Raw genomic sequence first — 11,039 nt, forward strand, 5'->3', positions numbered from 1 at the left:
AAATGGCAACTTTAAAAGAATTAAAATCAAAAATAAGTAGTGTAAAAAACACTCAAAAAACAACACGGGCAATGAAGCTCGTGTCTACGGCAAAACTTAAAAGGGCAGAAGAATCTCTTTTAATGTCCAGAGAATATGCCAGGAAAATAGACGAAGTTATGAAAGAAATTTCGGCAAAACTTTCATCTATTAAAGATAGTATTAATTTAAGGGCATTTGCAAATATTCAAGAACCAAAAAAAGTTGATATTATCGTAGTAACGGCTGATAAAGGTCTTTGCGGCGGATTTAATATTCAGACAATTAAATCGACTCTTGCAACAATTGAAGAGCTTAAAGCTAAAAAAGTTAAGATAAGACTTAAAGTAATAGGTAAAAAAGCTATCGAATATTTTAGATTTGTCGGTATTGAAATGTATGAAGAAATAGTTGGACTTTCTTCATCGCCTGATTATAAAAAAGCGGCTGAAGTGATAGAAAAATCATATAACGATTTTGTAGAAGAGGAAATTGATAACATCATTTTAATTTATAACGGGTATGTAAACAAACTTACTCAAATGGTTCATATTAAAGAAATGCTTCCTATTGAAGTGGAAGTAAAAGATTCTCAGGAATTTTTAGAAGTGGAACCTACAGATGATTATGAATTGATTCTTGAGAGTCTGGTTAAAAAATATTTAGAGTATACAATGTATTATACTCTTTTAGATTCACTAGCCGGTGAACATAGTGCGAGAATGCAGGCTATGGATGCCGCTACTAATAATGCTCAGGAAATGGTAAAACAATTAACGTTAGAATACAATAAAGTAAGACAAGAAAACGTTACAAGAGAACTTATCGAGATAGTAACGGCTATCGAAGCTATGAAGAAAAAATAAAGGAGTAAAATGGAAGGTAAAGTAATACAAGTTTTAGGTCCGGTTATCGACGTTGAATTTGACGGAGATAAAGTTCCTGAAATTAACGAAGCGCTTATTGTAGAGTTTGAAGCAGAAGGTAAAAAAAGAAAAGTTGTACTTGAAGTTGCGGCTCAAATTGGTGATAATATAGTTAGAACTATTGCTATGGATTTGACAGACGGTTTAAAAAGAGGTACAAAAGTAGAAGCTACCGGAGGTCCTATTAAGGTTCCTGTAGGTGAAGCTGTTCTTGGAAGAATTTTTAACGTAACAGGTGATCCTATCGATAATGGTGAACCTATTCCTGCCGATGTTCCGAGATGGTCTATTCACAGAGACCCTCCTCCGTTTGATGAACAGTCAACTAAAATGGAAGTTTTTGAAACAGGTATTAAAGTAGTAGACCTTTTATGTCCTTATATGAAAGGTGGAAAAACCGGTCTATTCGGTGGGGCTGGAGTTGGTAAAACGGTTATTATTATGGAGCTTATCCACAACGTTGCTTATAAACACAGCGGTTATTCGGTATTTGCCGGAGTTGGTGAAAGAACAAGGGAAGGTAACGACCTTTATCATGAAATGAAAGAGAGTGGGGTTCTTGATAAAGTTGCACTGTGCTACGGTCAGATGAACGAACCTCCGGGATGTAGAAACAGGGTTGCTATGACTGGTCTTACAATGGCTGAATACTTCAGGGATGAAGAAAATAGAGACGTACTTATGTTTATCGACAACATATTTAGATTTGCCCAGGCTGGTGCTGAGATGTCAGCCCTTCTTGGAAGAATTCCTAGTGCGGTTGGTTATCAGCCGACACTTGCTACTGAAATGGGGCAATTACAAGAGAGAATTACGTCAACTAAAAAAGGTTCTATTACATCTATTCAGGCTGTATACGTACCGGCTGACGACTTAACTGACCCGGCGCCTGCAGCGGTTTTCGCGCATTTGGACGCAACAACGGTTCTAAACAGAAAAATTGCCGAAAAAGGTATTTATCCTGCGGTTGACCCGTTAGATTCTACAAGTAGAATTCTTGACCCTCAAATCGTAGGTGAAGAACATTATAAAGTAGCAAGAGGAGTTCAAGAAGTATTGCAAAAATATAAAGACTTACAAGATATTATCGCAATTCTTGGTATGGACGAATTAAGTGAAGAAGATAAACTAATTGTTCAAAGAGCTAGAAAAATTGAAAAATTCCTCTCTCAACCGTTCTTTGTTGCAAAAGTATTTACAGGAGCGGATGGAAGATATGTGACTCTTGATAAAACTATTGAAGGATTTAAAGCTATTCTTGAAGGTAAAGTTGATGATTTACCGGAAAACGCATTTTATATGGTTGGAGATTTAGACGAGGCGATTGAAAAAGCTAAAAAGATGCAACAAAAGGCTTAAAAATGAAAATTGATATAGTAACTCCTCTTGGAAGAATTTTCCAAGGGGAAATTAAAGAAGCGACTTTTCCTGGAATTGATGGGGAGTTTGGTGTTCTTGAGGGACACTCTCCTTTAGTAACGACACTGCAGCCGGGTCTTATAACCATAAAAAAAGAAAACGGAAAAGAAGAGGTCATAGCTGTTAACTGGGGATATGTTGAAGTAACTCCTGACCATGTAAATGTTTTGGTTGACGGTGCTGTTCCTGTTGTGGGAAGCAGCGAAAGTGAAATAGCCCAAGCTATTGAGAAAGCCAAACAGTTAATCAAAGACGCTGCTGATTCTGATGCATTAGTTGCAGCGGTTGAGGCAAAGATAGAAAGTGCTGCCAGAGCTATCTAAAATTCTAAGTAATCCGGTTAACATTGTAGTAATCGGATGGCTTGGAATTTATCTTTTTTTTGTCTTTTTTGTTTTTATCTACAAGTATATATCTTTAATTTCTTGGGTTAAAAGAGAAGAAGAAGCGCTTAATTCTATTGTTATGAGCGAAGTTTTTCCTATGAATTCATCTTTAAAAAGCTGTATAGAAAAAGCGTCAAAAATAAATAAGTATACTTTTGATGCCTGTATAGAAGGCGCTAAAAAACAGGCTAAGAATGGGCTTATTTTTTTAAGTATAGTGGCTTCTACAGCGCCTTTTATAGGACTTTTCGGAACAGTGGTCGGTATTTTAAACGCTTTTGCGGGAATGAAAAGCGTAACGACTATTAATATGATAGCACCCGCTATTGCAGATGCTTTAATAGCTACCGCTATAGGGATTATAGTGGCTGTCCCGGCTTATAGTTTTCATCAAATTCTTGCTAAAAAAGTCGACGATTTAATAGCTACTTTAAAAATGCAAAGGGATATGTATCTTAGCAAATGAAAAAACCTGATTTAAATATAACTCCTTTTGTGGACATAATGCTCGTGTTGCTGGCCATTTTAATGGTTAGCGTAACGGTGTCCACTTATCAGGAAAAAAGTGTAAATCTTCCAGAGGGCAGTAAAACAACCCCGGCTGTTAAAAAAGCCACTATTACAATAACAATTCCAAATGCTGATTACGTTATCGTAAACAAACAGAAAATACCGCTAAAAGATTTTTTTGAAAATTTTAATTTAAAATACGGAAATTACAATAAAAATGCATTAGTATATATTGCGGCCGATAAAAATATTAAATACGATAAATTTATGAAGGTTTATGCAGCTGTGGTTAAAACAGGATTTTCTCAAATAGGACTTTTAACGAAATGAGGCTTCTTGTTTCGTTTTTTTTATCTTCTTTTATCTATTTTTGTATACTTTTTTTCTTTTATAAATTGTTTTTTAATTCGGAAACTACTTCAAAAGAAGTTTTGGTCCATACAGCCATCAATACTTCTTTAATTACTTCTTCATCTGAAAAAAAAGAAGTTAAGAGAAGTATAAAAAAACAGATAAAAAAAGAGGTTTCTAAAAAAACTCCTCCGAAAAAAAAAGTTAAACAGGGTTCTAAAACATCGATTACAAAAGGGGGAAATGTTAATTTTAAAGATATTTTTAAAAATGTACGGGCGGATGTTGATACCACTCCTGTGAAATTTGCCAAGTTTGAAGAAAAAAGCCGTTTTAAAAGTATAGAAAAAATTCAAAAGAATTTATCAAAAATTAAAGATATTAATGAAGATATTCAGTTTCAGAACAACTCCTCTTCTAAAATAAGCGATGCGGAGGTGGATAAAATTGTTAATAAAATTGGAAAAATATGGTATGAAATTTCTGATATTCCCGGAGAATATGCTAAAATAAACGTAATTTCTTCAGGAGGAAGAGTGAAAGTGATTATTTTGGATTCAAATCTCGATGAGAGGAAACAAAAAGAGCTTATTTCTTTAATAGAAAATATGAATTTTGATAAAAATTTTAATTTAAATATTTTATTTCAGACAAAGGTGAATAGATGAAAAAATTTTTTTTATTTTTGCTTATATTTTTATTTGCAGATGCAAAAGAGATAGTAATAACCAAATATCTCGAAAATAAACCGGCTATAAATATAAAGTTTAACGGTCCTAAAGAAGTTAAAAAAATTCTTAATATGGATTTTGAGGTTTTGGACCATTTTGAACTAGAAAACAATTCCACTCTTTCTTTTAATTTTAATTACGATAAAAACGCTAAAACACTTACGGTTGAATATTTAAAAAAAGGACAGCCTTATATTATAAGAAAATATAAGTCTAACTCATATGCCTATTTTCCTTTTTTGGTTCATAAAGCGGTGTATGATATAAATGAATATTTTCATATGCCAAGCGCTAAATTTTTGATAAGAAAAGTTGTTTATTCTCTTTTAACTGCCCCTAAAGAAGCTTCTATTTATCTCAGCGATTATACCCTTTCTTATAAAAAAAGGCTTATAAGCGGGGGGCTTAACATATTTCCTAAATGGGCTGATGAAAAACAAAAAGAAATTTATTTTACAAAACTTGAAAGACTTCCTGTTTTGTATAAGTATAATATTTATACAGGAAAAAAAGAGAAGCTTTTTTCTTCTGAGGGGCTTTTGATAGTTTCAGATGTAAAAAAAGATAAAATTTTGCTAACTCTTGCAAAAAACTCCCAGCCTGATGTTTATCTTTTTGATTTAAAATTAAAAAAATTAAAAAGGCTTACTTTTTATAAAGGTATAGACGTAAACGGAAAATTTTGGGACGATGACAAAATAGCTTTTGTATCGGATAGATACGGAAGGCCTTATATTTTTGAGAAAAATTTAAAGAATAAAAAAATAAAAAGAGTTTTATACCATGGAAAAAATCAGGTGGGAGTGGATGCTTATAAAAATTATCTGGTAATTAGCAGCAGGGAAACGTCAAATGCTTTTAAACCGAATACTTTTAATCTTTTTTTAATCAACAGTGAAGATGATTCTTTAAAAAGACTTACAATTAAGGGACAAAACTCCTTTCCTAATTTTTCTGTTGACGGAAGTTCTATAATGTTTATTAAAAGAGAGAATTTTTTTAGTAAAATTGGTATAATACGATTAAGTGAAAACAAAATTTTCTATTACCCTTTGCCAAAAATTCTACAATCATTTGATTGGTAAAAAAAGGAGACAAAAATGAAAAAAACATTACTTGTAACGGGAATAGCCGCTTTAATGCTTATGGTGGGGTGTTCTAAACAGCCTAAGATTGAAAATGCTGCCTTGACAAACACAACTCCGACCCAAACGGAGAAGCAAACAAGCGAAACTTCTATGATGCAACCTACGGGTACCCAAGAAAGTGTTAGCACTCAAAACGCAACTCTTGAAGAAGAAACTATTACAAATGAAAATCAGGTGCCTACAAGTGTGACTGTAACTCAGCAAAATCAAAAATTTGCAAAAAAACTTGCAAGTATCGTTGTTTATTTTGATTTTGACAAATATAATATAAGACCTGACCAATGGCCTAAAGTTGAAAAACTTGCTGAACTTATAAAACAAAATCCTAGCAATTATACGGTAAGAATAGAAGGTAACTGTGATGAATGGGGAACTGAAGAATACAATTACGCTCTTGGTCTTAAAAGAGCAAACAGTGTTAAAAACGCTTTAATTAAACTTGGAGTTGACCCTAAAAAACTTACTGTTATAAGTTACGGTGAATTAAATCCTGTATGTACGGCACATGCAAAATGGTGCTGGAGATTAAACAGAAGAGATAACTTCACTTATTTACCATAATTTCGCTACAATTCCTTAAAAAAGGAATTGTATGAAAAAACTGTTTTTAATTATACCTCTTTTTCTGTTTGCGGAAGTTGACCCCTTTAGCGCGGGTCTTAACTCCACTTCTCCTTACGGCCTTACGCCTCAGGAAAAAGCTATTCTTCAAAATAAAAAATCAATCCAAAGTTTGCAACAAAAGATATCTAAACTTTCTAAAAATTTGTCATCATTTAAAATAAAACTGGTTTCTTATGACCAGACAATATCGGATTTAAAAGAGAAAATTTCCGCTTTTAATGATTTATTAGGAGAAATAGACGATACTAAAAGCGAAATTGTCAAGTTAAAAAAAGAGTTTAAAGCCGCATTGGATAAAATAAATTATTTAGATGAAAAAATAAAAAATCTTGAAGAAAATATCAGTATTATTAATTCAAATATGGATAATCTCAAAGAAAGTATTAAAACGATTACAAAAGTTCAGAACGAAAATTTTGAATATCTGAAAAATTCTATAGAGTCTATTTTAAAACAGTTAAAAGAGAGTAAAAAACCTCTTTCAAAAAAAGAAGTGTTTGAAAAAGCTAGAAATTATTTTTTCTCCGGACAATATGAAAAGGCAAAAGAGCTGTTTTTATATACTCTTTCTAAAAGATATCTTCCGGCTACAAGTTCTTATTATTTAGGGGAAATTGCTTATAAAAAAGGAAATTATAAAGAAGCGCTGGGATATTATAAAAAAAGTATAGAGTTTTATCCTAAAAAAACTTCTTTTACGGCAAGGCTTTTATATCATACAGGAATATCTTTTGAAAAAATGGGAAATAAAGAAGCTGCAAAACTTACGTTTAAAAAACTTATAAACGATTTTCCTACTTCTAAATATGCAAAATTGGCAAAAAAAGAGTTGGAAAAACTAAAATAATATGATATAATAAAAACTTATAATATTTACAAAAGGAACAAAATGGCAACAGTATACGGAATTGAATATACAGTTAAAAATTCAAAAGGTGAAGTAGTTGATAGCAATAAAGGACAAGCTCCTTTAGAATTTATCGCAGGAAAAGGTCAAATTATACCTGGTCTTGAAAAAGAAGTTGAAAAAATGGAAATCGGTGAAGAAAAAACGGTAGTAGTACCGGCTGAAGAAGCATATGGACAAAGAAATGAAGAATTGGTTGAAAAACTTCCAAGAAGTCAGTTTGAAGGGATTGAACTTCAAAAAGGCATGACTCTTTACGGACAATCTCCTGATGGGCAGGTAATAGCTGTTACAGTAAAAGATTTTAATGATAACGAAGTTATAATTGATTATAATCACCCGTTAGCGGGAGAAAATTTAACTTTTGACGTTAAAGTGGTAACAAAAAGAGAAGCTACTCCTGAAGAGGCTTTAACAGGTCAGGTTGGAGCTCAAGCTCAAGGCGGACACTGCGGCAGCGGTAACTGCGGATGCGGTCATTAAGACCCATCCTTTTTATTAACCTCCTCCTACGAAATTTAGAGCTTCTATTTTATCCCCTTCGTTTAATTTAAATTTATCCCAATTATCTTTCTTTACTATTTTCATATTAACAGCTACAGCCATTGTTTTATCTAAGATTTCTAAATCTTTTAAAAGCTCTTTGATTGTTGTATTTGGTGCTATTTTTTTTTCGATGCCGTTGATTTTAATATTTATTAATTTTTCCTGTTGCATTTTTCATTCTCCCTTTTACAAGGTAATTTCTTTTATATCCCCGATATCCAAAAATTCTTTGTAAATTGAGGCAATTAAACTTTTTCTGTTATGTTTTATTTTTTCATCTTCTACATTTACCATAACATTATCGAAAAATGCATCGATAAACGGTTTTAAAGATACTAAAAAGTCAAGTTTCTTTTCAAGGTCTTTAATGTCTTTTACTTTTTTAAACTCTTCCCATAATCTTTTTTCTTCTTCTTTTTCAAAAAGAGATTCATCGACTTTTATTGAGTCTAAATCAAAATCTTTTACAATATTTGCAACCCTTTTGAAAGTAACAGCTAAATCTTTAAAATCTTCACTTTCAACTATTTTATTTAAAAGTTTGATTTTTTTATCAATTTCTAATAAATTACTTTCTCCGGTTGCGAGAACTGCTCTAATTACAGAAGGGTTAACATTATAAAATTTGTATAATCTTTCAAAAATAAACTGAATCAGTTTTTTTTCATCAAGGCCGGGATAGTTTTCTTTTAAGTCATTTATAACTTCTTTTATATCAAGAGGAATATTATTTTCAAGGGCTACTTTTATAATATGATTGGCCGCACGTCTTAAACCAAACGGATCTTTGTTGCCTTTAGGAATTTTTCCAATGCTAAAGAGTCCCATTAATGTATCAAGGTTTCTTGAAATATTCAAAATAGAAGAAACATCATTTGATGCACTGTCGGTGTATTGTTCTTTTATTGCGGTTGCTATTTCTTCATCCACTCCTTCTTGTTTTGCGTAATAATATCCCATAATTCCTTGAAGTTCGGTGAATTCATATACCATTTCCGTTAGTAAATCCGCTTTAGCGAGATTAACAGCTTTATTTATTTTTTCTTTATTTTTATTATATTTTTTAGCTAAATATTCACCTATTTTTTCTTCTCTTTTTACTTTATCATATAGGCTGCCTAAATTATCCATATAGACGATATTTTTTAAACCTTCAATGCTTAATCCTTTTTTTAAATCATTTTCCCAGAAAAAGAGCGCATCACTGAGTCTTGCTCTTAGTACTTTTTCGTTTCCTTTAATAATTTTACTGAAATCATTCGTATAAGCATTGCTGACAACAACAAAAGCGTTTGTAAGTTTTCCGTCTTTATATACCGGGAAATATCGTTGATGCTCTTTCATACTGGTAATAATAACTTCCGGCGGCAGTACCAAAAATTTTTCGTCAAATCCTCCAAGTAAAGGAGTAGGGTATTCGGTAATTGCGACAATTTCTGAAAGCAGTTCTTCGTCTATTTCAACTTTTACCTGATTTTCCTCTTCTATTTTTTTAATTCCCTCAAGTATTCTTTTTTTTCTTTCATCCTGAAAAAGAATTACGCCTTTTTTATCAAGCTGGCAAAAATAATTTCCAACAAAATCGATAAAAATTTTTTCTTTAAACACCCTGTGCGGCATAGTAAAGTTACTTGAAGTTACGCAGTATTTATTAAAAATTAAAGCCTCATCCTCTATCATACATAAAAGCCACCTAACAGGTCGTATAAATTCGGCTTCGCAGTTTCCCCATTTCATGGTTTTTCCAAAATTTAAGCTTTTTAGCCATTCTTCAATCATTTCAGGAAGAAGTTCTTTTGCTTCTTTTCCTTTTATGGTTGTTTTATAATATAAAAATTCCTGATTTCCTTTTGTTTTATATTTAACTTCTTCAGGATTTATACCGCATTTTTTAGCAAAACTTTCAAGTGCTTTTGGATTCTTTTCCACAATTGCTTTTGGCGCACCCCAGATTTCCTGTTCGGTATCAGGCTGTTTTACGGGAAATTCTCTGTGCCAAAGCGTTAATCTTCTTGGAGTATAGTAAAAACTAAACCCTGCTTTTAAATTGTATTTTTCTAAAATATCAAGCCATTTTTTTTCTATGTTTGGAAGCTCTTTTAATAAAGGTACGGCAGGGAGCTCTTCGACTCCTATTTCGATAAGAAGAGGTTTTAACATTTTTTTCCTTTTTTATTGAAATTTTATCAAATTTAATGATATAATTTTTATTAAAGGAGCATTAAATGAAAAAGCTTATCGCTCTTATAGGAGGTGTTATTATGTATGCGATGAATCTTTACTCTCCTGATATCTCAGACAGAATTCATTTAGAACAAGTGTATCATCTGTGTGGAGGAAAAAATATTTCTCCCGAGCTTATATGGTCAAGAGCTCCTGAAAATACTAAATCTTTTGCCGTTACTATGTTTGACCCAGACGCTCCCACAGACCATGGGTGGTGGCATTGGATGGTTGTAAATATTCCTAAAAATGTAAAAATTTTTCCAAAAGGTGCTGGTAATCCAGAAAATAAATATTTTAGCTTGGGGTTGCAGACATTAAATGATTACGGTGAAATTGGATACGGAGGTCCTTGTCCGCCTCCAGGTAAACCCCATAGATACATCATAACCGTATGGGCTTTGGATGTCGAAGGTTTTAACGTGCCCCAAAATATAAATCCTCAACAGCTTATAGAGGTTATAAAAGCTCATGCTATAGACAGTGCTTCTATTATGGGATATTACGCCAGAGGTTGGAGATAAAAAAAGAAAATTTATTAAAAAGTTTTTAAAAATCCCATAAGCCCTTTCATAATCTCTTTTGGGCTTGGCGGACATCCGGGGATGTAATAATCGATTTTTAAATCATTTCCTTTTATGGCATACGTTTTTTCAAAAACGCCCAAATCTTTAGTACAATCTCCTGTTGCAATTACCCATTTCGGACTTGGCATCTGATTGTAGCAGTCAATTGCGTGGTGGTACATATTCATAGTCATAACACCGCTTAAAAACATTACATCGGCATGTCTTGGACTTGCTACGAAATGAATACCAAGCCTTTCAAGGTCGTAATAAGGATTGCTAAGGGCGTTGCATTCAGCTTCACACGCATTGCAGCTTCCGCTGTCAACCATTCTAATAGCAAGGCTTCCGGCAAAATGTTTTTTGACTTTGTCTTTTATCTTTTTCCCGACTTTGAAAAATTTTTCTCCAAAAACCAACTACAAGAAACAATAAAGTAAGTATTTTAGGGGATTTTAAAGAAAAACATCAATTTTTTAATAAAAAATATAGGGACAATAGTTTTATTCATATCTTGACTTCATTGCTTATTTTTTGGTAACATTCATATGATTCATCTAGTATAAAGGATGCTCTTGTATCTTAAAGTAACCAAAGTTAAAGATAAAGAATATCTAAAAATCGTTGAAAGTTATTGGGATAAGAAAGATAAAAAAGTAAAACATAAAGTTATTGCTAATTTAG

Annotated in this window: 15 protein-coding genes; 12 read left to right on the top strand and 3 right to left on the bottom strand. The window is 32.3% G+C overall.

Annotation, left to right across the window (positions count from 1 at the left end):
* Positions 1–2 precede the first annotated feature (2 nt).
* The 10 genes from atpG to ACXJH6_RS06125 all read left to right on the top strand — a co-directional run bounded on the left by atpG (position 3) and on the right by ACXJH6_RS06125 (position 7,503).
* A complete protein-coding gene (gene atpG, locus ACXJH6_RS06080) occupies positions 3–884 on the top strand; it encodes an ATP synthase F1 subunit gamma (protein WP_456470869.1) in 882 nt (293 codons plus the stop codon).
* Between the two features lie 9 nt (positions 885–893).
* Complete coding sequence (atpD, locus tag ACXJH6_RS06085; RefSeq protein ID WP_456470870.1) at positions 894–2,303, top strand: F0F1 ATP synthase subunit beta; 1,410 nt, start codon at positions 894–896, stop codon at positions 2,301–2,303.
* A 2-nt stretch (positions 2,304–2,305) separates the two neighbouring features.
* Positions 2,306–2,686, top strand: a complete 381-nt coding sequence (atpC, locus tag ACXJH6_RS06090) for an ATP synthase F1 subunit epsilon (RefSeq protein ID WP_456470871.1) — start codon at positions 2,306–2,308, stop codon at positions 2,684–2,686.
* Complete coding sequence (locus ACXJH6_RS06095) at positions 2,667–3,215, top strand: MotA/TolQ/ExbB proton channel family protein (protein WP_456470872.1); 549 nt, start codon at positions 2,667–2,669, stop codon at positions 3,213–3,215. Before atpC ends, ACXJH6_RS06095 begins: the two co-directional genes overlap by 20 nt.
* Positions 3,212–3,589, top strand: coding sequence for an ExbD/TolR family protein (locus ACXJH6_RS06100; RefSeq protein WP_456470873.1), 378 nt, complete (start codon positions 3,212–3,214; stop codon positions 3,587–3,589). Before ACXJH6_RS06095 ends, ACXJH6_RS06100 begins: the two co-directional genes overlap by 4 nt.
* 101 nt (positions 3,590–3,690) lie before the next feature.
* On the top strand, positions 3,691–4,278 hold the full coding sequence (locus ACXJH6_RS06105; protein WP_456470874.1) for a hypothetical protein: 588 nt from the start codon (positions 3,691–3,693) through the stop codon (positions 4,276–4,278).
* Positions 4,275–5,426: a Tol-Pal system protein TolB gene (gene tolB, locus ACXJH6_RS06110; protein WP_456470875.1), complete on the top strand. Its 1,152-nt coding sequence runs from the start codon at positions 4,275–4,277 to the stop codon at positions 5,424–5,426. Before ACXJH6_RS06105 ends, tolB begins: the two co-directional genes overlap by 4 nt.
* A gap of 15 nt (positions 5,427–5,441) precedes the next feature.
* Positions 5,442–6,050 carry an OmpA family protein gene (locus tag ACXJH6_RS06115; protein WP_456470876.1) on the top strand — a complete coding sequence of 203 codons (609 nt, stop codon included), beginning with the start codon at positions 5,442–5,444 and terminating at the stop codon, positions 6,048–6,050.
* Positions 6,051–6,081: 31 nt separating this feature from the next.
* Entirely contained in the window at positions 6,082–6,960 is an 879-nt protein-coding gene (locus tag ACXJH6_RS06120) for a tetratricopeptide repeat protein (RefSeq protein WP_456470877.1), read from the top strand.
* 42 nt (positions 6,961–7,002) lie between these two features.
* On the top strand, positions 7,003–7,503 hold the full coding sequence (locus ACXJH6_RS06125; RefSeq protein WP_456470878.1) for an FKBP-type peptidyl-prolyl cis-trans isomerase: 501 nt from the start codon (positions 7,003–7,005) through the stop codon (positions 7,501–7,503).
* 15 nt (positions 7,504–7,518) lie between these two features.
* Here the strand turns inward: ACXJH6_RS06125 and thiS are convergent, their stop codons facing one another.
* Both thiS and glyS read right to left on the bottom strand, forming a co-directional pair.
* Positions 7,519–7,737: a sulfur carrier protein ThiS gene (thiS, locus tag ACXJH6_RS06130; RefSeq protein WP_456470879.1), complete on the bottom strand. Its 219-nt coding sequence runs from the start codon at positions 7,735–7,737 to the stop codon at positions 7,519–7,521.
* Positions 7,738–7,752: 15 nt separating this feature from the next.
* On the bottom strand, positions 7,753–9,726 hold the full coding sequence (gene glyS, locus ACXJH6_RS06135) for a glycine--tRNA ligase subunit beta (protein ID WP_456470880.1): 1,974 nt from the start codon (positions 9,724–9,726) through the stop codon (positions 7,753–7,755).
* A 65-nt stretch (positions 9,727–9,791) separates the two neighbouring features.
* On the opposite strand from glyS, the gene ACXJH6_RS06140 reads away from it, so the two are divergent.
* Positions 9,792–10,313, top strand: a complete 522-nt coding sequence (locus ACXJH6_RS06140) for a YbhB/YbcL family Raf kinase inhibitor-like protein (protein WP_456470881.1) — start codon at positions 9,792–9,794, stop codon at positions 10,311–10,313.
* A gap of 14 nt (positions 10,314–10,327) precedes the next feature.
* Here the strand turns inward: ACXJH6_RS06140 and ACXJH6_RS06145 are convergent, their stop codons facing one another.
* A complete protein-coding gene (locus ACXJH6_RS06145) occupies positions 10,328–10,774 on the bottom strand; it encodes an NADH-quinone oxidoreductase subunit B family protein (RefSeq protein ID WP_456470882.1) in 447 nt (148 codons plus the stop codon).
* 150 nt (positions 10,775–10,924) lie between these two features.
* Between ACXJH6_RS06145 and ACXJH6_RS09240 the strand changes: the two genes are divergently transcribed.
* Positions 10,925–11,039 (top strand): IS1634 family transposase N-terminal domain-related protein (locus tag ACXJH6_RS09240; protein WP_503417178.1); only part of this gene is annotated, 115 nt, incomplete at its 3' end.

The sequence above is a fragment of the Caminibacter sp. genome, assembly GCF_053999135.1.

Coding starts and splice junctions, on each gene's coding strand:
- atpG (WP_456470869.1), top strand. CDS start 3: ATGGCAACTTTAAAAGAATTAAAATCAAAAATAAGTAGTGTAAAAAAC.
- atpD (WP_456470870.1), top strand. CDS start 894: ATGGAAGGTAAAGTAATACAAGTTTTAGGTCCGGTTATCGACGTTGAA.
- atpC (WP_456470871.1), top strand. CDS start 2,306: ATGAAAATTGATATAGTAACTCCTCTTGGAAGAATTTTCCAAGGGGAA.
- ACXJH6_RS06100 (WP_456470873.1), top strand. CDS start 3,212: ATGAAAAAACCTGATTTAAATATAACTCCTTTTGTGGACATAATGCTC.
- tolB (WP_456470875.1), top strand. CDS start 4,275: ATGAAAAAATTTTTTTTATTTTTGCTTATATTTTTATTTGCAGATGCA.
- ACXJH6_RS06115 (WP_456470876.1), top strand. CDS start 5,442: ATGAAAAAAACATTACTTGTAACGGGAATAGCCGCTTTAATGCTTATG.
- ACXJH6_RS06120 (WP_456470877.1), top strand. CDS start 6,082: ATGAAAAAACTGTTTTTAATTATACCTCTTTTTCTGTTTGCGGAAGTT.
- ACXJH6_RS06125 (WP_456470878.1), top strand. CDS start 7,003: ATGGCAACAGTATACGGAATTGAATATACAGTTAAAAATTCAAAAGGT.
- thiS (WP_456470879.1), bottom strand. CDS start 7,737: ATGCAACAGGAAAAATTAATAAATATTAAAATCAACGGCATCGAAAAA.
- glyS (WP_456470880.1), bottom strand. CDS start 9,726: ATGTTAAAACCTCTTCTTATCGAAATAGGAGTCGAAGAGCTCCCTGCC.
- ACXJH6_RS06140 (WP_456470881.1), top strand. CDS start 9,792: ATGAAAAAGCTTATCGCTCTTATAGGAGGTGTTATTATGTATGCGATG.